Origin of the sequence: Streptacidiphilus sp. P02-A3a (genome assembly GCF_014084105.1) — a bacterium.
In the GTDB taxonomy this organism is placed as follows: domain Bacteria; phylum Actinomycetota; class Actinomycetes; order Streptomycetales; family Streptomycetaceae; genus Streptacidiphilus.
Genome location: NZ_CP048289.1, coordinates 6,626,123 through 6,648,712 on the forward strand (window position 1 = coordinate 6,626,123; position 22,590 = coordinate 6,648,712).

The 22,590-nt window shown below is 73.1% G+C and carries 17 protein-coding genes; 13 read left to right on the forward strand and 4 right to left on the reverse strand.

What is annotated here, in order from left to right:
• Positions 1–35 precede the first annotated feature (35 nt).
• Positions 36–644: a bifunctional 2-polyprenyl-6-hydroxyphenol methylase/3-demethylubiquinol 3-O-methyltransferase UbiG gene (locus GXP74_RS28155; protein WP_182454044.1), complete on the reverse strand. Its 609-nt coding sequence runs from the start codon at positions 642–644 to the stop codon at positions 36–38.
• A 378-nt stretch (positions 645–1,022) separates the two neighbouring features.
• On the opposite strand from GXP74_RS28155, the gene GXP74_RS28160 reads away from it, so the two are divergent.
• The gene (locus tag GXP74_RS28160; RefSeq protein WP_182454045.1) at positions 1,023–1,670 is read left to right on the forward strand and encodes a carbonic anhydrase; all 648 of its coding nucleotides are present in this window, start codon (positions 1,023–1,025) and stop codon (positions 1,668–1,670) included.
• A gap of 58 nt (positions 1,671–1,728) precedes the next feature.
• On the opposite strand, the gene GXP74_RS28165 is transcribed toward GXP74_RS28160, so the two are convergent.
• Together GXP74_RS28165 and GXP74_RS28170 are read right to left on the reverse strand one after the other, a co-directional pair.
• Positions 1,729–3,183 (reverse strand): MFS transporter, encoded by a 1,455-nt coding sequence (locus tag GXP74_RS28165; RefSeq protein WP_225448252.1) that lies wholly within the window; start codon positions 3,181–3,183, stop codon positions 1,729–1,731.
• Positions 3,184–3,315: 132 nt separating this feature from the next.
• Positions 3,316–4,278, reverse strand: a complete 963-nt coding sequence (locus GXP74_RS28170; protein WP_182454046.1) for a VOC family protein — start codon at positions 4,276–4,278, stop codon at positions 3,316–3,318.
• Between the two features lie 274 nt (positions 4,279–4,552).
• Here GXP74_RS28170 and GXP74_RS28175 point away from each other — a divergent pair, with 274 nt between their 5' ends.
• Both GXP74_RS28175 and GXP74_RS28180 read left to right on the forward strand, forming a co-directional pair.
• A complete protein-coding gene (locus GXP74_RS28175; protein WP_182454047.1) occupies positions 4,553–5,404 on the forward strand; it encodes a fumarylacetoacetate hydrolase family protein in 852 nt (283 codons plus the stop codon).
• Positions 5,405–5,551: 147 nt separating this feature from the next.
• On the forward strand, positions 5,552–6,826 hold the full coding sequence (locus tag GXP74_RS28180) for a class I adenylate-forming enzyme family protein (RefSeq protein WP_182454048.1): 1,275 nt from the start codon (positions 5,552–5,554) through the stop codon (positions 6,824–6,826).
• 1 nt (position 6,827) lies between these two features.
• Here GXP74_RS28180 and GXP74_RS28185 read toward each other — a convergent pair whose 3' ends face one another.
• Complete coding sequence (locus GXP74_RS28185) at positions 6,828–7,589, reverse strand: AfsR/SARP family transcriptional regulator (RefSeq protein ID WP_182454049.1); 762 nt, start codon at positions 7,587–7,589, stop codon at positions 6,828–6,830.
• 373 nt (positions 7,590–7,962) lie between these two features.
• Between GXP74_RS28185 and GXP74_RS28190 the strand changes: the two genes are divergently transcribed.
• From GXP74_RS28190 to metK, 10 genes are all read left to right on the forward strand, one after another.
• Positions 7,963–9,642, forward strand: coding sequence for an FAD-dependent monooxygenase (locus GXP74_RS28190; protein WP_182454050.1), 1,680 nt, complete (start codon positions 7,963–7,965; stop codon positions 9,640–9,642).
• A 401-nt stretch (positions 9,643–10,043) separates the two neighbouring features.
• Positions 10,044–10,853 carry a 2-amino-3,7-dideoxy-D-threo-hept-6-ulosonate synthase gene (locus tag GXP74_RS28195; RefSeq protein WP_304940938.1) on the forward strand — a complete coding sequence of 270 codons (810 nt, stop codon included), beginning with the start codon at positions 10,044–10,046 and terminating at the stop codon, positions 10,851–10,853.
• Positions 10,850–11,953, forward strand: coding sequence for a 3-dehydroquinate synthase II (locus GXP74_RS28200; RefSeq protein ID WP_182454052.1), 1,104 nt, complete (start codon positions 10,850–10,852; stop codon positions 11,951–11,953). The genes GXP74_RS28195 and GXP74_RS28200 overlap by 4 nt, the downstream gene beginning before the upstream one ends.
• 5 nt (positions 11,954–11,958) lie before the next feature.
• Positions 11,959–12,939 carry a bifunctional transcriptional activator/DNA repair enzyme AdaA gene (locus GXP74_RS28205; RefSeq protein WP_182454053.1) on the forward strand — a complete coding sequence of 327 codons (981 nt, stop codon included), beginning with the start codon at positions 11,959–11,961 and terminating at the stop codon, positions 12,937–12,939.
• Between the two features lie 13 nt (positions 12,940–12,952).
• On the forward strand, positions 12,953–14,680 hold the full coding sequence (locus GXP74_RS28210) for a class I adenylate-forming enzyme family protein (protein ID WP_182454054.1): 1,728 nt from the start codon (positions 12,953–12,955) through the stop codon (positions 14,678–14,680).
• A 42-nt stretch (positions 14,681–14,722) separates the two neighbouring features.
• Entirely contained in the window at positions 14,723–15,772 is a 1,050-nt protein-coding gene (locus tag GXP74_RS28215) for a methyltransferase (protein ID WP_182454055.1), read from the forward strand.
• Positions 15,772–17,616: an FAD-dependent monooxygenase gene (locus GXP74_RS28220; RefSeq protein ID WP_182454056.1), complete on the forward strand. Its 1,845-nt coding sequence runs from the start codon at positions 15,772–15,774 to the stop codon at positions 17,614–17,616. Before GXP74_RS28215 ends, GXP74_RS28220 begins: the two co-directional genes overlap by 1 nt.
• Positions 17,613–19,319, forward strand: coding sequence for an FAD-dependent monooxygenase (locus GXP74_RS28225; RefSeq protein ID WP_182454057.1), 1,707 nt, complete (start codon positions 17,613–17,615; stop codon positions 19,317–19,319). The genes GXP74_RS28220 and GXP74_RS28225 overlap by 4 nt, the downstream gene beginning before the upstream one ends.
• Positions 19,316–21,289 (forward strand): FAD/NAD(P)-binding domain-containing protein, encoded by a 1,974-nt coding sequence (locus tag GXP74_RS28230; protein ID WP_182454058.1) that lies wholly within the window; start codon positions 19,316–19,318, stop codon positions 21,287–21,289. The genes GXP74_RS28225 and GXP74_RS28230 overlap by 4 nt, the downstream gene beginning before the upstream one ends.
• Positions 21,289–22,497 (forward strand): methionine adenosyltransferase, encoded by a 1,209-nt coding sequence (gene metK / locus GXP74_RS28235; protein WP_182454059.1) that lies wholly within the window; start codon positions 21,289–21,291, stop codon positions 22,495–22,497. Before GXP74_RS28230 ends, metK begins: the two co-directional genes overlap by 1 nt.
• Positions 22,498–22,590: the final 93 nt, after the last annotated feature.

Sequence of the window (22,590 nt, forward strand, 5' to 3'; positions counted from 1 at the left end):
GCCGGATGCGGCGGGAGCATGTGGGGGGCGCGCCGTCAGGGGCGCTGCCAGCTGCCGTAGACGATGCGGTGGTCGTGCTCGGGACTGCCGCCGTGCGCGTGGGTCACCTCGCGGCTCCATGCCGTCGTGGCCGTCCGGCCGAGGTCGGCCAGTACCGCCTCCACCAGGCCGCGGCCGGGCAGATAGGCCTCTTCGTAGGTCAGCGGCACCTCGTCGCAGATCCAGCTCAGCGCCAGCGGCGCGTCAGGGGTGCCCAGGGCGTCCGCGGCCGCGAGCATCCGGCGGACGCCGTCGGCGCTGCCCGCGTAGTGCAGGACGCCCAGGAGCAGGACGCCGTCATAGCGGCGCTGCTGCGGGATGTCCGCCAGGTCGGCCTTCCGCAGTTCCAGGGAGCCGCCGTCGGGCAGTGGTCGGCGACCGCCGGTGGCTGCCCGGTCGGGCAGGTCGAGGTCGATGCCGAGGACGTGGTGCCGCCCCCGCCCGGCCAGCCACCGGCCGACCGCGCCGTCCCCGCAGCCGATGTCGAGGACGGCGGAGCCGCTCGGCAGGGCGAGGACGGGTTCGATGACCCGGTGCATATGGGTGTTGAACGGACGGGCGGCGGCGGAGCGGGTGTCGTGGGAGCTGCGGACGGACTGGTTCATACGGACACCCCTGCAATCACGTTAAAGAATCATAGGACCATCGCTATTAATTCTTCTCGGATTTCATTTCCAAGATGCCAGGGCCACCCGGACGACTTCAGGTTAGTCCACGTCCTATCTCCACCGGAAGACGATTCGGAAAAGAAAATTCAACGCTATGCTTTGCGTAGATCCTATATACGTCTTTGCTGCTGGCTGGCCCTCCGGCTCTCCACCGCGCTCCACCCTGCTCCGCCGCGCCCCGCCCGGAATGGCGCGGGAGCCGCGCTTTATCGGCGCCGTTGAAAATCGGTACGGGCGACCGGGCGGCGGCCACGGGATGCCCGGAGAGCCGCACTCCTGTTCGCGCGACGGGGTCCGGGCTCGTAGGCTGCGGGCATGACCAGCATTTTCGACACCCCCGCCGAGGCCCTTGAGGTCCTGCTCGACGGCAACCGCCGGTTCGTGGCCGGTACCAGCGAGCACCCGAACCAGGACGCCGCCAGGCGCGCCGAGCTCACCCCCGGTCAGCGGCCGTTCGCGGTCCTGCTGGGCTGCTCGGACTCCCGCCTGGCCGCCGAGATCATCTTCGACCGGGGTCTGGGTGACCTGTTCGTGGTGCGCACCGCCGGGCACGTGCTCGGGGCCGAGGTGCTGGGGAGCATCGAGTACGGCACCAGCGTGCTGGACTGCCGACTGGTCGTGGTCCTGGGCCACGACTCCTGCGGCGCGGTGGCCGCCGCCCGGGCCGCCGTCGAGGACGGGCTGACCACCAGCGGCTACGTCCGCGACGTCGTCGAGCGGGTCACCCCGAGCGTCCTGGCCGCGCGGGCCGCCGGTCTGCGGGCGGACAGCGACTTCATAGACGTGCACGTCCAGCACACGGTGGACCTGCTGCTCGACCGCTCCCGGCTGCTGGCCGAGCAGGTGGCCTCCGGCCACACCGCGGTCGTCGGCCTGGCCTACCAGCTCGCCGAGGGCAACACCCGGGTGGTCACCGCCCACGGCCTGCCCACGGCGCGGGACGCCGCCCCGGCCCAGGGCTGACCCCCGGACCGGGCGTCCATCGGGTCAACACCGCGCCCGAGGCCCCCGTCCGGGGGCGTCAGGCGCGGCTGCGGGCGCGGTCCTCGGAGGCGGGCTGGACCACCGGCTCGGCCGGGACGCTCGCCAGCGCCACCCTGGCCAGCACCGCGGCCACCAGGGCCACCGCGGCCAGGGTGAAGGTGGTGACGGTGAAGCCGTGGATCGCGGCGTCGTGTCCGCCGTTCGGCGCCAGGTTCAGGTAGACGGTGCCGAAGACGGCGACCCCGAGCACGCCGCCCACCTGGAGGGTGGTGTTGAACAGCCCGCTCATGTCCGGCGCGTACCGGTCCTCGACCGAGCCGGTCAGGTGGCTGAGCATGCCGCTGAACGCCGCTCCGTAGCCGAGGCCGCCGACCCCGAGCAGCAGCGTCAGCAGCCAGCCGTTGGTGGTCCCGGCCCGCAGGCCCAGGCCGATGCCCGCGAAGGAGAGCGCCAGCAGCAGCGTGCCGACCGGCGCGGCCAGTCGCCTGGCCCGATCGGGTACCCGGCGCAGCAGCGGGCCGGTGACGCCGAAGGCGGCCACCCAGGCCACCAGCACCGCCCCGGAGTAGAAGGCGCTCTTGCCCAGCCCCTGCTGGAGGTACAGCGCCAGCACGAAGAGCAGGGCGAAGTAGGTGGCCCGGGTCGCCGCCTGCGACAGCAGGGCCCAGACCACCGGCGGGCGCCGCAGCAGGGACAGGGTGATCAGCGGTTGCCCGCCGGTCCGGCCGACCCGCCGCTCGATCAGGACGAACAGCCCCAGTGCGGGCAGGCTGGCCGCGAAGCACAGCCAGGTCCAGATCGGCCACCCGGCGTCGCGGCCCAGCACCATCGGGAGCACCAGCAGCAGCAGCGCCGCCGACAGGGCGGTCACTCCGGCCAGGTCCACCCGCTGGGTGCTGCGGCGGCCGTCCGCCGGGAGGAAGTACCAGGCGACGACGAACAGGCCGATGCCGACCGGGATGTTGATCAGGAAGACCGGGCGCCAGGCGGTTCCGAACAGGTTCGCGGTCACCAGTACGCCGCCCAGGACCTGGCCGACCACCGCACTGCCGGAGAGCACCGCCGTGTACAGGCCCAGCGCCCAACTCCGGGCCTCGTCCTTGAAGTTCAGCTGGATGCCGGTCAGCACCTGCGAGGTCAGCAGCGCCGCCCCGGCGCCCTGCACCACCCGGGCGGCCACCAGCACGATCGACGAGGGCGCGAGGCCGCAGGCCAGCGAGGCGCAGGTGAACAGGGCCAGGCCGATCAGGAACATCCGCCGGTAGCCGCGCATCTCCCCCAGCCGGGCGCTGGTGATCAGCAGGACGGCGTAGGTGAGGGTGTAGCCGGAGACGATGAGCTCAAGTTCCGCGCCCGACGCGTGCAGGTGTTCGTGGATCGACGGCGTGGCGATGTTGACGATCGCGATGTCGACATTCCCGAGGAACATGCCACCCAGCAGTGCTGTGAGCAGCCACCCTGAGTGCCGCGGCCGCTGTGCTTCCTCGCTCATCGTGCTCCTCTTGGTTATCCGGATCGGCATGGAGAACCCGCTGACCTCAGCTAACCGGAGTCAGGACTCTCCGCGCTGGCGTGATTCGGACATGGAGTTCGATCTCGGTACGTAACCGCGCGGTCCGGGCCCTCAGGCCCACTGGTCGGACTCCCCGTTCACCGCGAAGTCCTTCGGCGGTTCCGGGCCCCAGAGGAAGAAACCGTTCTCCGGCTGGTGCTGCCGGGCCGTCCAGTCCATGTCGCAGGGGATGTAGTCCATGGCCGCCGAGTACTCCGAGTAGCTGCCCCAGGGGTCGCGGACGTAGTGGAAGTAGTTCGATCCGAGGACGTGCCGCCCCAGCCCCCAGCCCGCGTGGAACCCCTGGTCGGCCATCTGCATCGCGCCGAGGCCGACCTCGTGGACCGAGGAGACGTCCCAGCTGCAGTGGTGGAATCCGGGTCGGTCCGACCCGGCGAAGGCCAGCAGGTGGTGGTCGCTGCCGTGCACGCCGTGCATGAAGGCCACGTCACCGGCCTGGTCCGAGAGCCGCAGGCCGAGCGTCCTGGCGTAGAACTCGACGACCCGGTTCACGTCGCGGGTGAAGATCAGCACGTGCTGGAGCCGGCGCGGCCTGACCTCGGTGGTCTCGTCGCGCAGCGGGGCGCAGCGCACCCCGGGCGGGGAGACCGGCATGTGGGTCCGCGACTTCTCGTCCGGTGAGCTCTTCTGGGCGTCCCTGAGCTCGATCAGCAGGCCGTCGCAGTCGTGGAACCACAGGCCGTCGCCGTCGGCGCCGGGCGGCGGCGCCAGCCGCGGCACGCCCAGCCGCTCCAGCCTGCGCTCGAAGCGCGGCAGGTCGTCGGCGTAGACGCCGAACGAGAGGTGCCGCAGCTTCTTGGCGGGCCCCTCGGTGAGGCTGCCCCAGCGGTGCGGGTGGCCGTCCGTGTACAGGCCCAGCGCGCTCCCCTGGTCGGCCGTGGCCAGGCCGAAGGTCCGGTAGAAGCTCTCCGCCTGGGCCAGGTCGGGAACGGTGAGGCTGAAGTGGTCGAGCGAGTGCACGCCGAGCAGGTCGGTGCGTCGATTGGGCTGTCGGGTGGGCGGGTTCTCTTCCATGGTCGTCTCCCGGGCCTCCGGTTGCATACCGATCTCCCGACCGTAGCCGAGCGGTAAGGCGGCGCCGATCGGCTTCTTGCCGCCGAAGTCGGGCAGGCGTGGAGGGAAACGGTGGACTCGGGTCCGACTCCGGCTTCGACCGCAAGGGAGTGAGTGCCACAGGGGTCGGCGCGGACGCAGAATCACAGGAGTGCCGGGCAGTACCGCCCGGTGGATGATCTGACTCCCGGTCGGGCGCAGAGCCCGACCGGCCGGCATGCAGGAGGCGGGACACGTGAAGTTGCTGCGCTACGGACAGCCGGGACGTGAGCGGGCTGGGGTGCTCGACCGCGACGGGCGGGTGCGTGACCTCTCCGCTCTCCATTCCGACATCAGGGCGGAGAGCCTGTCGCCCGAGGTCCTCGACCGGTTGCGCGGGATCGACCCCGCGAGCCTGCCGTTGGTGGACGCCGCCGAGCGGATCGGGCCCTGTGTGTCCGGTGTCTCGAAGGTCGTCTGCATCGGGCTCAACTACCGCGACCACGCGAACGAGACGGGCAAGCCCATCCCCACCGAACCGGTCGTCTTCATGAAGGCGACCACCTCCATCTCCGGCCCGAACGACGACGTGGTGCTGCCCAGGGACGCCGAGAAGGGCGACTGGGAGGTCGAACTCGGCATCGTGATCGGGCGGAAGGCGCAGTACGTGGCCGAGGAGGACTGGCTGAGCCACGTGGCCGGGTTCTGCGTGGTGAACGACGTGTCCGAGCGGGCCTTCCAGGTCGAGCGCGGCGGACAGTGGGTGAAGGGCAAGAGCAGCGACACCTTCTGCCCGCTCGGGCCCTGGCTGGTGACGCCGGACGAGGTGCCGGACCCGCAGGCGCTGGAGCTGGTCGCCGAGGTGAGCGGCGAGATCATGCAGGAGGGCTCGACCTCCGACATGATCTTCAGCTGCGCCGAGATCGTCTCCTACGTCAGCCGCTTCATGACGCTGCTGCCCGGGGACGTCATCGCCACCGGCACGCCCGCCGGGGTGGGCTTCGCCCGCAACCGCTTCCTGAAGCCCGGGGACAGCATGCGGCTGTCGGTGTCCGGCCTCGGCGAGCAGTACCAGCGCGTGGTGGCGTACGAGGACAGCGCCCGCTGATCCGCGCGTTTCCCCGGTCCGCCTCCGGCCGACGCCCGCCACGGGCGTCCCTCGGAGGCGGACCCCCGTCCGGCGGCGGAATGCGACCCCTCGTGGTCCGCCGGTGTTCCGACAGGGCGGACAGAACACGGAGGGAGGAGGACCGACATGCCCGAGGACTCGGCCACCGAGCCCCACTGGTGGGGTTCCGAGCTGCTGGCCCGGCATCCGGGCGGCGCGGTCTGGGCTCAGGCCGGCTACCAGGTGACGTACCAGCGGCTGCGGGACCAGGTCGGCTCGCTGCGGCGGCTGTTCCAGGCGCACGGCGTGCGGGACGGGGCCACCGTGGCGCTCCAGGGCACCCAGAGCTTCACCCAGGTCTGGTCGCTGTTCGCGCTCTGGTCGCTGAACGCCCAGGTCATGCTGATGGGGCCGGGGATCCGCGGCCGCGAGCTGGAGCGGCTGCTGGACCAGTGCCGCCCGCAGCTGTACGTCTCCTTCGCCGACTCCGGGCCCGGTCGGCGGACCTTCCACGACGAGTGCGAGGTCTACGTCCGGCAGCTGCGCGGCGGGCGCCGCGCGGAGGGCGGGCACTGCCTGGTCCACTTCACCTCCGGCAGCACCGGGTTCGCCAAGGCGGTCACCCGCTCCCCGCAGTCGCTGCTGCGCGAACTGGACACCTTCCGCCGGATCGGCGGGATGGCCGGTCCGGGGTCGCGGGTGCTGCTGCTGGGGCCGGTGTCCCACTCCTTCAACCTGGTGGGCGGGCTGCTGCACCACCTGGACGTCGGGGCGGTGAGCCTCTTTCCGCCGCAGACCACGCGCTCCTCGGTGATCCGGACGGCGCTGCGGACCGGCGCCGACACCGTCTTCGGCGCTCCCGGGCACTTCGCCGCGCTGGCCCTGGGCGACCGGGCGGTGCGGCTGCCCCGGCTGCGCCACGCCGTCTCCGGTGGCGACCGGCTGGACGCACGGGTGCACGCCCGCTTCGCTGAGCGCTACGGCGTCCGCATCGGCCAGGCGTACGGCACCACCGAGACCGGGATCCTGGCGGCCGACCCCACCGGTTGGTTCGCGCCCGGGTCGGTCGGCATGCCCGCCCCCGGCGTACAACTCCGGATCTTCGAAGGGGAGTTGCGGGTCCGCATGGACGCCTCGCCGTACCCGGTGCCGGAGGCGCCGCCGGCGCGCTTCGTCCCGGACGGGCCGACCGACGGCGCCGGTTGGTTCTGCACCAGGGACCGGGCGGAACTCGACCCGCTCAGCGGCGCCCTGCGCATCCTCGACCGGTTCGACCCGCTGGCGGACCGGCGCCGACTGACCCGGGGCAGGGACCACGCGCTGCTCTCGGACCGGACCGTCTCGCACCCGCTCACCCGCGGCGGAGCGCCCGCCACCGACCTGCGGGGGCGGGACAACAGCGGTAGGGACGTCAGGAGTTGAGTCAGGAGTTGAGGATGCTGTACTGCAACTCCCGCATCACGTCGCTGGGTTCGATGCCGAGCTCGGCGACCAGATTCAGCCGCAGCTGGCTGAACACGTCGAGCGCGTGCGCCCGGTCACCGGCCATGCTGAGCGCCCGCATGTACTGGTAGTGCAGCCCCTCGTGCAGCGGATGCTCGAAGACGCAGGCGGTGAGGTCGGCCGCGGCCTCGTAGTGCTGACCCATTTCGATCTTCGCACTGGAGAGGGTCTCGATCACCGCGAGTTTCGACTCCTCCCATTTCCGCCGCTGCGCCTCAAGGATGCACCCGGTCACCACGTCCACGAATGCCGGGCCGCGCCATAATCGCAGCGCCCGGTCGAGCAGCGGCACTCCTCTTTCCGGATCACCGCGCCTGATCGCGTCCCGCCCCTCGGCCACGAGATGGCCGTAGTGGTCGTAGTCGAACTGTGCGCACGCGTCGCTGAAGACATATCCACCCGGCCTGGTCATCAGGAGTTCACCTGCGACGGCCCGCGCCGGCTTTCCGGTGAACCGTGCCAGCACCTTGCGCGACTGGAGGACGTAGGTCTGGATGTTCCTGAGTCCACTCACCGGGGGATCGTCCCCCCACACCTCGCGGACCAGGGATGATGCGGGCACGACCACGCCGGCGTTGGCCATGAGCACGGCGAGCGCGGTCCGTGGCTTGGGGGCGAGTTCGACGTGTCCCGACACGCCTTCGAGGGAGATATACAGGGGTCCGAGCACTCCTACGAACATCAAGGCTCCACAAATCCTTGGTCGACCGGTCGGGTGGGATGCGCTTGTGGCCGGAGCTGTGGGATCACCGAACGAATTTGATCTGGTGGCTGACGGTTCATCAAGAACACTACCCCGAGGCAGCCCTCTGTCAATCGCGTGTCCGAAAGCGGCCCACGGGCGACCGGCGGCGATCATCGGGATACCCCGGTGATCTCGCCACATCGCACACGGATATCCGTCGGCGCGAAGATCCGCATTGAGATCCCCGTTGAGATCCGCGCGGAGATCGGCGTGAAGGTTCGGGGGCAACAACCGGAGCGTGGGCGGGTCTCGTGGTTTCGTACGGTTCCTGGGACGTCACCCCTCCGAACCCCCCGTGAGGACGGTCGGCATGATCCTCCCCTCCCCCCAGTCCCCCGACCCGTTCGACGCCGCACAGAGCCCGGTCGTGATCGTCGGCGGCGGCCCGGTCGGGCTGGTGCTCGCGCTCCTGCTCGACGCCCAGGGCGTGCCGTCCGTGGTGTGCGACGAGGGGGACTCCTCCTTCGGCCACCCCCGGGGAAACACGCACAACGCGCGCACCATGGAGCACTACCGGCGGCTCGGCATCGCCGACCAGGTGCGCGCCCTCGGGCTGCCCCGCGAACACCCCACCGACGTCGCCTACTTCACCCGCTACAGCGGCTTCGAGCTGGCCCGGCTGCCGATGCCGTCGAGCCGGGAGAAGAGCGACCTGGTCGCCTCCGCGCCACGACTGGACCAGGTGCCCGAGCCGCTGCACCGCGCCAACCAGATGTACGTCGAGCGGTTCCTGGTGCGGCACGCCCGCACCCGGCCCAACATCAGCCTGCGCTACGGCTGCCGCATCGAGGAGGTGCTCCCGGACCCGGACGGGGTGACCCTGCGCGACAGCCGCGGCCGCGTCCGCCGGGCCCGGTACGTGGTCGGCTGCGACGGCGGACGCGGCGTGGTCCGCCGTTCGGCCCGGATCGGCTACACCGGGCAGCGTTCGCTCGACCAGGAGATCCTCGGCGGCCGGGCCACCGCCGCGCACCTGCGGCTGCCGACGCTGCGTCAGAAACTGTTGGACGGACGGGAGGCGTGGAGCTGCTGGGCCGTCAACAAGGAGGTCGTGGTCAACCTGATCGCCCTCGACGGCGCCGACGAGTACAGCCTGCTGACCAGCTCCGTGGACCCCGACGCCTTCGACCCGGGGCGGTTGGCCCGGATCGTGCGGGCCGCGGCGGGCGCCGACCTGCCGGTGCAGGTCCTGGGCCACCGGCCGTGGACGGCGGGGGTGGCCCTGGTGGCCGAGAGCTTCGGGGAGGGCCGGATGTTCCTGGCCGGGGACGCCGCCCACCTGTTCACCCCCACCGGCGGCTTCGGCATGAACACCGGCATCGACGACGTGGCGAACCTCGCCTGGAAGCTGGCCGCCCGGATGCACGGCTGGGGCGGGGCCCGACTGCTGGACAGCTACGGCGCGGAGCGGCGACCGGTCGCGCTGCGGAACACCGGCGCGGCCCGGGAGCTGAACCGGAACCTCGCCGACATCGCCCGCCCGGCCGCGCTGGACCTCGACTCGGCCGCGGGCCGGGCCGCGCGCGCGGAGCTGGGCACCCGGCTCGCCGGTCTCGGGGAGCAGTTCGCCTCGGTCGGGGTCCAGCTCGGCGCCCGCTACGACGGCTCCGCCATCGTCGTCGGCGAGGACTCCGACGACGTGCCGCCGGACTCGCTCACCCGCTACACACCGAGCGGGGTCCCCGGCGGCCGGGCGCCCCACCTGTGGCTGAACGGCGTTCGGGGGCACGGGAGTTCGCTCTTCGACCGGCTCGGCCCCGGCTTCACCCTGCTGCGCCTGGGCGGCTCCGCGCCACGGGCCGACGCGCTGCGCTCGGCGGCGGCCGACCGGGGCGTGCCGCTCACGGTGCTGGACGTCCCCGACCCGGCCGCGCGCGAGCTGTACGGGCGGGACCTGGCGTTGGTCCGCCCGGACCAGCACCTCGCCTGGCGCGGCGACCGTGAGCCGGGTGACGCCGACGCGCTGCTGGGCCGCCTGGTCGGCGACTGACCCCGGACCCGCGACGGATGACCCCGACCCGTGGCGGACGTGTGAAATCCGGTTCTCTGTAGCGCCTCTGTGCAGAACCTGGTGTGGGCACTGACAGCATTACCGCAGGGGTTGCCGCAGCCGCGATTTCGCGCGGTTCACGACCGCGGTCCACGACGCGGACGGCCACCACCGACCGGCGACCGGTCATGCGGATTCCGACCGGGACCAGCGGGTAGGCGCCATGCCGCCCCCGCACCGTGAACGGTCGCCCACCCGCGTCGGGCAGCCCCGGATCGACGGCTCCGACCTGCGCGCATTCCATGCGCATTCGCCGCGGTGACGCGGTGACGCGGTATCGCCAGGCGGTGGCTTCAAGCAGCCCGACCTTTCTCAATTCATGCACAAGGGAGTGTCCGATGATGAGAACGGCTTCCACGGGAAAGTCCTTGAGGCTCACCCGACTGTCCGGTCACGGAGACGGCCGCTACCTCTTCGTGCCACTCGACCATTCCGTCTCCGACGGTCCGATCACCACCGCCGACCGCTTCGGCGACCTGGTCCGCGACGTGGTCGCCGGCGGCGCCGACGGTATCGTCGTGCACAAGGGCCGGGCCCGGGCGATCGACCCGGAACTGCTGGTGGACTGCTCGTTGCTGGTCCACCTCAGTGCCAGCACCGCGCACGGCCCGGACGCCGACGCCAAGGTCCTGGTCGGCGACGTCGAGGACGCCATCCGCCTCGGCGCGGACGCGGTCAGCGTCCATGTGAACATCGGCTCGGACACCGAGGCCGCCCAGCTGGCCGACCTCGGCGCGGTCGCCGCCGCCTGCGACCGCTGGGGCATGCCGCTGCTGGCCATGATCTATCCGCGTGGCCCCCGGGTCACCGATCCCACCGACCCGGTACTGCTCTCCCACGTGGTCAACATCGCCGCCGACCTCGGGGTCGACATCGTCAAGACGGTGTTCGCCTTCCCGGCCGAGCGGATGGCCGAGGTGGTCGACAGTTCCCCGCTCCCGGTCGTCGTGGCGGGCGGCGCCAACGACAGCAGCCTCGCGGACTTCGCCGCCTCCGCGCTCGCCGCCGGTTGCAGCGGCCTCGCGGTCGGACGGCGGGTGTTCGGCTCCGCCGTGCCCCGCGCGACCGTCCGCGAGCTGGCCGGGATCGTGCACGACCCCGCTCGTGTCCTGCTCACCCCTCCCACCCCGCGAATGGCAGGTGCTCTGTGAAGCTCAGCTGGATAGACGTGCGCTCGATCGGATCGGCCAAGGACGCCATCATCGAGGAGGCGATCCACGCCCGGATCGACGGCATCCTCGCCGCCGACCCGGCCGACCTGGCCGTGCTGCCGCCCACGGTCAAGAAGGTGCTGTTCCCCCAGGGGGAGACCCTCCCCGAGGACTTCGGTACCGCTGACATCGTCGTGGTCGACCCGGCCAAGCACGGCGAGCCCGCCGAACTCGCGCTTCTGCACCCGGAGTTGGAGTTCGGTCGGTACGTCGAGATCATCGACGCGGAGACGCTGGAGGAGGCCTGCCGCTCCGGTCGCACCGAGAAGTGGAGCCTGCTGGACTTCCGCGACCCCACCAAGATCCCGCTGGAGATCGTGATCGCCGCCGCCGCCCGCGCCGAGGGCAGCCTGATCACCATCGCCAAGGACGTCGAGGAGGCGGAGATCATCTTCGGTGTCCTCGAACTCGGCTCGGACGGCGTCCTGTTGGCGCCCACCCGGGTCGGCGACGCCAGCGCGCTGAAGCGCTCCGCCGACAGCACCGTGCCGGACCTGGAGCTGGTGGAGCTGGAGGTCACCGCCACCGCCCACGTCGGCATGGGCGAACGGGCCTGCGTCGACACCGCCGCGTACTTCGGCAAGGACGAGGGCATCCTGGTCGGCTCGCACTCCAAGGGCATGATCCTGTGCGTCAGCGAGACCCACCCGCTGCCGTACATGCCGACCCGCCCGTTCCGGGTCAACGCCGGCGCCATCCACTCGTACACCCTCGGCCAGAACGAGCGCACCAACTACCTGAGCGAGCTCCAGGCCGGGAGCAAGGTCACCGCGGTCGACATCCACGGGAAGACCCGGCTGGTGACCGTCGGCCGGGTCAAGATCGAGACCCGGCCGCTGATCTCCATCGACGCGGTCGGCCCGGACGGCCGCACCGCCAACCTGATCCTCCAGGACGACTGGCACGTGCGGGTGCTCGGCCCGGGCGGGGTGGTGCTCAACAGCACCGAGCTCAAGCCGGGTGACAAGGTGCTCGGTTACCTGCCCGTCGCGGACCGCCATGTCGGCTACCCCATCAACGAGTTCTGCCTGGAGAAGTGAGCGCGGTGCGGGAGCAGGCGCCCGGTGCGGCGCGGTACGGGCGATCGGCCGGGCGCCTGCTCCCGCCCACCGCGGCCACCCAGGACCAGCCGGAGCCGATCCCCGGGACCGGCCCGGGACGCGAGTTCACCGACGACGACGCCCGCTGGCACGCGGTGCTGCGCCGGGACCGGCGCGCCGACGAGGCGTTCTGCTACTCGGTACTGACCACCGGCATCTACAGCCGCCCGTCCTGCGGTTCCCGGCACGCGCGGCGGGCGAACACCGTCTTCTTCCCCGACCCGGCGGCGGCGGAACGGGCCGGGTTCCGGCCCTGTCGCCGCTGCCGCCCGGACCAGGCGGTGCGCGACGCCCGGACCGAGGCGGTGGTGCGCTCCTGCCGCCTGATGGAGGCCCCCGGACAGGCCCCCTCGCTCGGCGACCTCGCCGCCGCGACCGGGTTCAGCCGGTTCCACTTCCACCGGGTCTTCACCGCGCTGACCGGCGTGACGCCCAAGTCCTACGCCGCCGCCTGCCGGGCCGACCGGCTGCGGCAGGTGATCCCCAGCAGCCGGACCATCACCGAGGCCATCTACGAGGCCGGTTTCAACTCCAGCGGCAACTTCTACGCCCTGGCCCAGAACCTGCTCGGGATGACGCCCACCACCTTCAGGAACAGCGGACGCGGCGTGCGCATCAAGTACGCCTCGGCCGAGTGCGAACTCGGGGTGCTGCTCGTCGGAACCACCCCGGCCGGCGTCTGCTCGGTGCTGTGCGGTCCCGACGCCGAATCCCTGGTGCGGCGGCTGCGCAACCAGTTCCCGGAGTCCGGGCTGACCGCCGCCGACCCCGGGCTGGGCCGACGGCTGGCCGCCGCGCTGAACGGCGCGGCGCCGCTCGCCGCCGGGCCGGGCATCCCGCTGGACATCCGGACCAGGGCCCTGGAGGAGTGGCTGCGCACCGCGCTCGGCAAGGCCCTGCCGTACCCATCGTCAACCCCAGGCTGAGAGAGGCACGCCCATGCTCATATTCGGGACCCAGCGGTCCGCGCTCCAGCGCCTGCGCCTGACGGCGAACCCGCGGCTCGGCGCGGGCAACTTCTTCTGGCACGCCTGGGAGACGGCGGGCGACCGGGACCGGCCGCTCCTGTTCCACCCCGACACCACCAGCTCCAGCTGGGACGAGGGCGACCTGACCGGCGTGTCACTGAACGACATCCGGATCACCGCCATCCGCTACGCCCACTGGTACCGCACCCACGGGGTGCTGCCGTCGACCCACGTCGGCGTGCACACCCGGGACGGCCTGCTCGGGCTGCTGCACCACATCGCGATCACCAGCCTCGGCGCGGTCGCCGTGCACTGCAACCCCAACATGCAGGCCGCGACGGCGGCCGAGTACTTCCGGCGGACCCGCACCACGATCCTGGTCGCCGACGCCGACCTGCTGGCCGGCTGCGTCGACGCCTGGACCCACTCGGACGCGTCCTCGGGCAAGACGCTGCTGGCCGAGGATATCCACCGGCTCGACCTGACCGCGCCCCGGCCGTCCGGGCCGCTGCCGGGCTTCCCGTACCGGCACCACGGCGACGACCTGGTGATGATCTCGCACTCCTCCGGCACCACCGGGCGGCCCAAGGCGCCGGTCTTCACCCACGAGTCGTTCTTCGACGGCAAGCGGGAACGGCTCTGGACCTTCCCCTCGCTGCGCTCCGACCGGATGCTGACCACCCTGCCGCACAGCCACTCGGCGGGCATCAGCTACCTCAGCATGGCCCTGATGCTGGGCATCCCCACCCTGGTCCTGGACGGCGCGGACGGCGACTCGACGGCCCGGGCGATCAACTGGTTCCGGCCCACCTTCGTGCTCGGCTTCCCGCTGACGCTGGCCGAGATCGACGTCGCCCGGGTCACCCCGTACGCGGCGCGGGGCATCCACTCCTGGAACGGCATGGGTGACGCCTCGCACGAGCGGCACATCCGCCCGCTGACCGCGCTCGGCAGCCGCCGTGTGCGCGGCGGCCGCAGGATCAACGGCTCCGCGTACGTCGACGGCCTCGGCTCCTCCGAGATGGGGATGGTCCTGTTCAAGCAGGTGTTCACCCCGGAGAGCACCGGCTACGCGCGGCTGATCGGCCGTCCGGTGAAGGCCGTGCAGGACGCCGCGGTGCTCGACCAGCAGGGCCGCCCACTGCCGGACGGCGAGGCCGGGCTGCTCGGCGTGCGCACCCCCAGCATCACCCCCGGCTACTGGGACGACCCGACGCTCAGCCGTGACTCCCTGGTCAACGGCTACTTCCTGACCGGGGACGTGGTCCGCCGCGAGAGCGACGGCAACTGGTACCACCTGGACCGCACCCCGGACGTGATCCACACCGCCGAGGGACCGGTGTACAGCCTCCCGCTGGAGGAGGCGGTGCTGCTGGCGACGGGCGCACTCGACGCGGCGGTGGTCGCGGTCGCGGACCCGGAGCACCCGGAGGCGTCCCGCCCGCTGGCGGTGGTGCTGTTCGCGGACGACGACCCGCGCTCGCCGCGGGACCTGCTGGCCGACTGCGACGCGGCCCTGGACCGGGCCGGACTCGCCCCGCTGAGCGCCCTGGTGGTGGCCGCCGACCGGGACGGGCTGCCGGTCGGCCCGACCGGCAAGGTGCTCAAGCGGCGCCTGCGCGAGGACCACCGCGACCTGCTGCGCGGCCCGGTGGACACCGAGTCGCCGACCGCGGCCGTCCGGGCCGCCGTCAAGTAGCACCCCGACACCCGACCACCCGACACCGAAAGGCTCGACAACATGGCCGACGCGCCCCCCGCACGCCGCGTGGTGGACATCCTCACCGGTGCCTGGCAGGCCCAGGCGCTCTACGCGGCCGCCGCACTCGCGCTCCCCGACCACGTCGCCGCCGGAGCCGGGACCGCCGCCGCGCTCGCCGCCGCCGCCGGGTCCGACCAGGACGGCATCGTGCGGCTGATGCGGCTGCTGACCGCCATGGGCCTGTTCGAGGACAACGCCGACGAGGGCTACCGGCTGACCGCGGTCGGCGGGCTGCTGCGCACCGACCACGACCAGTCGATGCGGGACATGGCGGTGATCTACGGCGAGGAGTTCCACCACGCCTGGGCCCAGGTCGTCCCCGCGGTCCGCACCGGCACCTCCGGCTTCGAGTACGCCTTCGGCACCTCGCTGCACGGCTACCTGGAGCACGAGCCCGGCGCCGGGGCCAAGTTCCAGCGCGCGATGAACGCGGGCAACGCGTTCTTCGGGGACGTGGCGACCGCCTTCGACTTCTCCGGCTGTCGCACCGTGGTCGATGTCGCCGGGGGCAGCGGGATGCTGCTCTCCACGGTCCTGCGGGCGTACCCGGAGCTGCGCGGGGTCCTGTTCGACCTGCCCCGGGTGACCCCGGTCGCCCGCGAGCACCTGGACCTCGCGGTCGGACCGGACCGCTGCCTGACCGTCGCCGGGGACCTCTTCGAGGCCGTCCCCGCGGGGGCGGACGCCTACCTGCTGTCCCGGGTGCTCCAGGACTGGGACGACGAGCGCTGCGTCCGGCTGCTCCGCAACCTGCGCGCGGCGATGCCGGACACCGCCCGGCTGCTGATCGTCGAGCGGGTCATCCCCACCGACGGCTCCGGGCTGCTGGCACTGCTCTGGGACCTGCACCTGCTGATGGCGGCGGGCGGGCGGGAACGCACCATCGACGGCTACCGGACGCTGCTGGACGCCGCCGGTCTGCGGCTGGAGTCGGTGACCCCGTTGGCCCTGGAAACCAGCCTGCTGGTCGTGGCACCGGTCACGGACGGACCGGCCGACCAGCGTCCACGCGAACCCAAGGAAGCGTGATGAACCCAACTCGTCGGCCCGAGCCGGCCGACCGGCACACCCAGGTCCTGATCGTGGGCGGCGGGGGCTCCGGACTCACCGCCTCGCTCGCCCTGTCCGACCTCGGCATCGGCTCGCTGCTGGTGGAGCGCCACCCGACCACCTCCCGGCAGCCCAAGGCGCACATCCTCAACTCCCGCACCATGGAGGTCTTCGGGCAGCTCAGGGTGGCCGAAGACATCTACCGCGAGGGGGCCCCGCCGGAGAACTGCGGGGCCATGGTGTGGCTGTCCAGCCTCGGCGGCGACGAGCCCTACGACCGCAAGGTGCTGTACCGGGCCAGCGCCTACGGCGGCGGTGAGCTGGCCGCGCGCTACGCCCGGGCCTCCGCCTACCGGCACGCCAACCTCGGCCAGCGCTGGCTGGAGCCGCTGCTGCGCCGCCACGCCGAGCAGCGCGCCCCGGGCAGCCTGCTGTTCCACCACGAGCTGACCGGCCTGGCCGAGGACGACGAGGGCGTCACCGCCACCGTGCTGGACCGCGGCTCGGGCCGGACCCTGCGGATACGGGCGGCGTACGTCGTCGCGGCCGACGGCGGCAAGACCGTCAGCCGGCTGCTGGGCATCGCCATGGCGGGCACGCCGACCTTCCTGGAGTGGGTCAACCTCCATGTCCGGGCCGACTTCTCGCCGTTCATCCCGTACGACGACGCGGTGGTCAACCGGGTGTCCAGCCTGTCCCCCGAGGGCACCCTGGAGCACTGCGGCGTGGTGCCCATGGGACCGACCAGGTGGGGCCGCCACTCCGAGGAGTGGACGCTGATGTTCTCTCGCCCGCCGGGCGCCCGGGAGGCCGCCGAACTCGACGACGCGACGCTGGTGGCCATGGTGCGCCGCACCCTGAAACTCCCCGACGACCACGCCATGGACGTGGAGAGCATCAGCCGCTGGCCGGTGGAGGGGACCGTGGCCGAGCGGTTCCGCTCCGGCCGGGTCTTCCTGGTCGGCGACGCCGCCCACCGCCATCCGCCGTCCGGCGCGCTGGGGCTGAACACCGGCATCCAGGACGCGCACAACCTCGCCTGGAAGCTCGCCCTCGTGCTCGAAGGACCCGCCGGTCCCGGCCTGCTCGACAGCTACGAGGCCGAGCGCCGCCCGGTGGCGCAGCGGGTGGTGGAGCGCGCGCTGTTCTCGCTCTTCAACCAGATCGCCTTCACCTCGGGCACCGGGGTGGTCCAGGGCGCGCGCCCGGAGTGGAACCGCGCCCAGATGACCGCGCTGTTCGCGGACACCCCGGACGGCGAGACCCGGCGGGCGGTGCTGCGCGAGTACTTCGCCACCAACCGGATCACCACCTCGCACCTCGGCCTGGAGATGGGCTACGACTACGCCGACGCCGGCTACGTCGGCGACGACCTGACGGCGCGGCCGCGGGTCGATCCGCTCGGCCTCGACCACCAGCAGTCGGCCCGGCCCGGCGCCCGGCTGCCGCACGCCTGGCTGCGGCTCCACGACCGGCGCCTGTCCACCCACCAACTGCCGTCCCGCCCGGGGGCGTTCCTGCTGCTCGCCGGGTCCGACGGCGACGCCTGGCTGGCGGCGGCGGGCAAGCTCGTCGACGCGCACGGCCTGCCGCTCGTCGGGTACGCGGTCGGGGCCGAGGGCGGTCCCCAGGACGACGACGGCACCTGGACCGAGCTGCGCGGCCACGACCCGCGCGGCGCGGTGCTGGTCCGCCCGGACGGCTACGTGGCCATGCGCTGGCGGTCGGCGCCGGAGCAGCCGGTCGACGCCCTCGGCGCGGCGCTGGACACCGCCCTGGCCCGCGGCACGCGTACCGCGGCGGCACCGGGAGGCGTCGGATGAGCGCTCCGCAGCGGACGCCGGTCGCCGTCGTCGGCGGCGGCCCGGCAGGGCTGATGCTCGCCCTGCTGCTCGACCACCACGGGGTCCCGAGCGTGGTCTTCGACCACGGCGAGAGCGGGCAGCGGCGGCCGGACGGCAGCACCCCGGGCGCGCGGACCATGGAGCACCTGCGGCGGCTGGGCCTGGCCGGGCCGGTGCGGCGGCTCGGCCTGCCCGGGGAGCACCCCGGCGACCTCGCCTGCTTCACCCGCTTCGGCGGTCGCGAGCTGTCCCGGCTGGCGCTGCCGACCGCCACCGAGCGGCTGCGCCGGGTGGCGGCCGCGCCGCGCACCGACCAGCTGCCCGAGCCGCCGCACCACGCCGACCGGATGTACCTGGCCGGGTTCCTGCGCGAACACGCCGGAACCCGGCCGAACATCACCCTGCGGCCCGGCTGGCGGGTCACCGACCTGCGGCAGGACGCCCGGCAGGTGCTGGTGCGCGCCGAGCACCCGGACCACCCCGGCGAGGACTGGACCGCCCGGTACGCGGTCGGCAGCGACAGCGGGCGCGACTTCGTCCGCGACGCCCTCGGCGTGCGCGACGAGGCCACCGGCCCGCGCCGCCCGGCCGCCGCCCGGCTCGGCGACCGCCGGGCGACCGCCGCCCACCTGCGGTTGCCGACGTTCCACCGGGACCGGCTCGGGGGCCCCCGGGCGTGGAGCTACTGGGCGCTCGACGAGGACCCGGCGGTGAACCTGATCGCGCTGAACGGTGAGGACGAGTTCCTGCTGCTGGCCGCCCCGGCGCGGGGCGGGCACCCGGGGCACCCCGCCGACCCCGGCGCGCTGCTGCGGCGGGCGGCCGGCGCCGACCTGCCGGTCGAGGTCCTCGGCGACCACCGGTGGACGCCGGGCGCGACACCGGTGGCGCAGCGGTTCGGCAAGGGCCGGGTGTTCCTGACCTCCGACGCCGACCCGGCGCCCGCCGACGACGGCGGGCTCGGCATGAACACCGGCATCGACGACGCCGCCAACCTCGCCTGGAAGCTCGCCGCCGTGCTGCGCGGCTGGGGCGGCCCGGGGCTGCTCGCCTCGTACGGCGGGGAGCGGCGTCCGATCGCGCTGCGCAACGCCGCCGCGGCCCGCGAACTGGGGGCCGGTCCCGGCGCGGTCGCGCGTCCGGCGGCGCTGGAGGCGGACACCGCCGAGGGCCGGGCGGCCCGGGCGGACCTGGGCGCGCTGCTGCGCTCGCACGGGGAGCGCAGCCTGTCGTCGGTCGGGGTACAGCTCGGCGTCCGCTACGACGCCTCGCCGATCGTCGCCGGCGACCCGCAGGCCGAGCCGCCCGGCGACTCCTGGGGCTCGTACACCCCGTCCAGCCTCCCCGGCGGCCGGGCGCCGCACCTGTGGCTGGACGACTGGCACGGCCAGGGCAGTTCCCTGTTCGACCGGCTCGGACCCGGCTACACCCTGCTGCGGCTGGGGCCGGAGCCGCCCAGCGGCAAGCCGCTTCAGGCCGCCGCGCAGGCGCGGGGCCTGCCGCTGCGGGTGCTGGACGTCGAGGGGGAGCCCGCGCGCGAGCTCTACCAGCGCGATCTGGTGCTGATCCGCCCTGACCAGCACGTCGCCTGGCGGGGGAACCAGTTGCCCACCGACCCGGGTGACCTGGTGGCGCGGGTGTCCGGGGCCGGACAGCGGCGGTCGGGAGCGTGGGCGGCATGAGCGGGGACCGTCTGGAGATCTGCGTCGTGGGGGCCGGGCCGCGCGGGCTGTCGGTGCTGGAGCGGCTCTGCGCCAACGAACGCACCCGCGCCTCGCACCCGTCGGTCGTCGTGCACCTGGTCGACCCGTTCCCGCCCGGCCCCGGCCGGGTCTGGCGCACCAGCCAGTCCGGGCTGCTGCTGATGAACACCGTGGCCTCGCAGGTCACCGTGTTCACCGACGCCAGCGTGGAGATGGACGGCGCCATCGAGCCCGGACCGAGCCTGTACGAGTGGGCCAAGTCCGAGGTGGTGCCCGGCAGTCCGAAGCAGTACGACGACCCGACCCGGGCCGAGGCCCGGGAGCTGACCCCGGACTCGTACCCGACCCGGGCCTTCTACGGCCACTACCTGGAGGGTGCCTACCGGCGGGTGCGGGCGAGCGCCCCGGCGCACGTCACCGTGTGCGAACACCGGACCCGCGCGGTGGCGTTGGAGGACGCGGGCCCGCGCCCGGGCGGCCCGCAGACGGTCACCCTGGCCGACGGCTCCGCGCTGACCGGCCTGGACGCGGTGGTGCTGGCCCAGGGCCACGTGCGGGCCCGGCCGACCGAGCAGGAGCAGGAGTGGGCGCGGGTCGCCGCCGCCCTCGGCCTGACCTACGTGCCCCCGGCCAACCCCGCCGACCTGGACCTGTCGGCCGTGCGGCCCGGCCAGACGGTGCTGGTGCGCGGGCTCGGGCTGAACTTCTTCGACCACATGGCGCTGCTCACCCGGGGCCGCGGCGGGCTGTTCGTCCGCCATGGCGGCAGGCTGGTCTACCGGCCCTCGGGCCGCGAGCCGCACATCCGGGCGGGTTCGCGGCGCGGCATCCCGTACCACGCGCGCGGCGAGAACGAGAAGGGCCCGCACGGCCGCTACCTGCCCCGGCTGCTGACGCCGGCGACGATCGCGGCGCTGCGGGGCCGGGCCGCCGCCGGGGAGCCGGTCCGTTTCGGCACCGACCTGTGGCCGCTGATCGCCAAGGAGGTCGAGGGCGTCTACTACGAGACGCTGCTGGCGGCGCGCGGTCAGCGGCGGGCGGCCCCGGGCTTCGTCCGGAGCTACCTGGCGGCGGCCGACGAGGCGGCCAAGCGCGGCCTGCTGGACCGCCTCGGGGTCGCCGAGGCGGACCGGTGGGACTGGGACGCGCTGTCGCGGCCGCTGGGGCGGCGGCGCTTCGACGACCGCGAGGCCTTCCGTGCCTGGCTGCTGGAGCACCTGGACCAGGACGTGCGCGAGGCCAGGGCGGGCAACCTCAGCGGACCGCTCAAGGCGGCCCTGGACGTGCTGCGCGACCTGCGCAACGAGATCCGGCTCGCGGTCGACCACGGCGGGCTGGAGGGCGACTCGTACCGCGACGAGCTCCAGGGCTGGTACACCCCGCTCAACGCCTACCTGTCGATCGGTCCCCCGGCGTCGCGGATCGAGGAGTTGCGGGCGCTGGTGGAGGCGAACGTGGTGGAGGTGATCGGGCCGGATCTGGAGGTCCGCATCGACACCGGCGGCCTGCCCGCGTTCGTGGCCGGGTCCAAGGCGGTCGAGGCGGAGCCGGTGCGGGCGACCGTGCTGATCGAGGCGAGGCTGCCCGAGCCGGACATCAGGCTCACCGGGGACTCGCTGCTGCGGCAGCTGCTGACCAGCGGCCAGGCCGTGCCCTACCGGATCGAGGGGGCGCGCGGCGGCTACGAGACCGGCGGCCTGGCCGTGACCGAGCGGCCGTACCGGATGGTGGACGCGCTGGGCCGGGCCCATCCGCGCCGCTTCGCCTACGGCGTCCCCACCGAGTCGGTGCACTGGGTGACCGCGGCGGGCATCCGCCCCGGCGTGAACTCGGTGACCCTGGGCGACTCGGACGCCATCGCCCACGCAGTCCTGGCCCTCGCCCCGGCCCGGGCCTCCACCGCCGCGCTCCGGCAGGGCGCCGACCTCGCCAGACAGGGACAACGCTGATGCCCACCCGCCTGTTCACCTCGGAGTCCGTGACCGAGGGACATCCCGACAAGATCGCCGACCAGATCAGTGACACCGTCCTGGACGCGCTGCTGCGGCAGGACCCGTCCGCCCGGGTCGCGGTGGAGACCCTGGTCACCACCGGCCAGGTGCACGTCGCGGGCGAGGTCACCACCGACGCCTACGTGCCGATCGAGCAGCTGGTGCGCGACAAGATCCTGGAGATCGGCTACGACTCCTCGACCAAGGGCTTCGACGGCGCCTCCTGCGGCGTGTCGATCTCGCTCGGCGCGCAGTCCCCGGACATCGCCCGCGGCGTCGACCGCGCCTACGAGTCGCGGAGCGGCGACGCCACCGGGGAGCTCGACCGGCAGGGCGCGGGCGACCAGGGGCTGATGTTCGGCTACGCGACCGACGAGACCTCGACGCTGATGCCGCTGCCGATAGACCTGGCGCACCGGCTGTCCCGCCGCCTGGCCCAGGCCCGCCGCGACGGCGCCATCCCCTACCTGCGCCCCGACGGCAAGACCCAGGTCACCATCGAGTACCAGGGCGCCCGTCCGGTGCGCCTGGACACCGTCGTCGTCTCCTCCCAGCACGCCTCCGGGGTCAGCCTGGAGGGGCTGCTCACGCCGGACGTCCGGGAGTACGTGGTCGACCACGTGCTCGCCGAACTCGCTTACGAGGGTCTGAAGTTGGAGACGGACGGGTACCGGCTGCTGGTCAACCCGACCGGGCGGTTCGAGATCGGCGGCCCGATGGGCGACGCCGGACTGACCGGCCGCAAGATCATCGTGGACACCTACGGCGGGATGGCCCGGCACGGCGGCGGCGCCTTCTCCGGCAAGGACCCCTCCAAGGTGGACCGGTCGGCCGCGTACGCGATGCGGTGGGTGGCCAAGAACGTGGTCGCGGCCGGGCTCGCGGCCCGGTGCGAGGTCCAGGTCGCCTACGCGATCGGCCGGGCCGCGCCGGTGGGCCTGTTCGTCGAGACCTTCGGTACCGGGACCGTCCCGCAGGCCCAGCTGGAACAGGCCGTCGAGCAGGTCTTCGACCTGCGTCCGGCGGCGATCATCCGGGATCTGGACCTGCTCCGGCCGATCTACGCGCAGACCGCCGCCTACGGCCACTTCGGCCGCGAGCTGCCCGGCTTCACCTGGGAGCGCACCGACCGGGTGGCCGCGCTGCGGGCCGCCGCGGGCGCCTGACCCCGGCGGCCGGGGGCGGATCGCGGTGTCCGACGACCGCCAGACACTCCGGCCGCGACGGCGCAGATTGGGAGATGAGGAATCCCGAGGAAA

What these genes read in the sequence shown, in the direction of transcription:
- GXP74_RS28170 (WP_182454046.1), bottom strand. Translation starts at nt 4,278, where the DNA reads ATGGAAGAGAACCCGCCCACCCGACAGCCCAATCGACGCACCGACCTG.
- GXP74_RS28155 (WP_182454044.1), bottom strand. Translation starts at nt 644, where the DNA reads ATGAACCAGTCCGTCCGCAGCTCCCACGACACCCGCTCCGCCGCCGCC.
- GXP74_RS28185 (WP_182454049.1), bottom strand. Translation starts at nt 7,589, where the DNA reads ATGTTCGTAGGAGTGCTCGGACCCCTGTATATCTCCCTCGAAGGCGTG.
- GXP74_RS28230 (WP_182454058.1), top strand. Translation starts at nt 19,316, where the DNA reads ATGAGCGGGGACCGTCTGGAGATCTGCGTCGTGGGGGCCGGGCCGCGC.
- GXP74_RS28195 (WP_304940938.1), top strand. Translation starts at nt 10,044, where the DNA reads ATGAGAACGGCTTCCACGGGAAAGTCCTTGAGGCTCACCCGACTGTCC.
- GXP74_RS28220 (WP_182454056.1), top strand. Translation starts at nt 15,772, where the DNA reads ATGAACCCAACTCGTCGGCCCGAGCCGGCCGACCGGCACACCCAGGTC.
- GXP74_RS28165 (WP_225448252.1), bottom strand. Translation starts at nt 3,183, where the DNA reads ATGAGCGAGGAAGCACAGCGGCCGCGGCACTCAGGGTGGCTGCTCACA.
- GXP74_RS28215 (WP_182454055.1), top strand. Translation starts at nt 14,723, where the DNA reads ATGGCCGACGCGCCCCCCGCACGCCGCGTGGTGGACATCCTCACCGGT.
- GXP74_RS28210 (WP_182454054.1), top strand. Translation starts at nt 12,953, where the DNA reads ATGCTCATATTCGGGACCCAGCGGTCCGCGCTCCAGCGCCTGCGCCTG.
- GXP74_RS28225 (WP_182454057.1), top strand. Translation starts at nt 17,613, where the DNA reads ATGAGCGCTCCGCAGCGGACGCCGGTCGCCGTCGTCGGCGGCGGCCCG.
- GXP74_RS28190 (WP_182454050.1), top strand. Translation starts at nt 7,963, where the DNA reads ATGATCCTCCCCTCCCCCCAGTCCCCCGACCCGTTCGACGCCGCACAG.
- GXP74_RS28160 (WP_182454045.1), top strand. Translation starts at nt 1,023, where the DNA reads ATGACCAGCATTTTCGACACCCCCGCCGAGGCCCTTGAGGTCCTGCTC.
- metK (WP_182454059.1), top strand. Translation starts at nt 21,289, where the DNA reads ATGCCCACCCGCCTGTTCACCTCGGAGTCCGTGACCGAGGGACATCCC.
- GXP74_RS28180 (WP_182454048.1), top strand. Translation starts at nt 5,552, where the DNA reads ATGCCCGAGGACTCGGCCACCGAGCCCCACTGGTGGGGTTCCGAGCTG.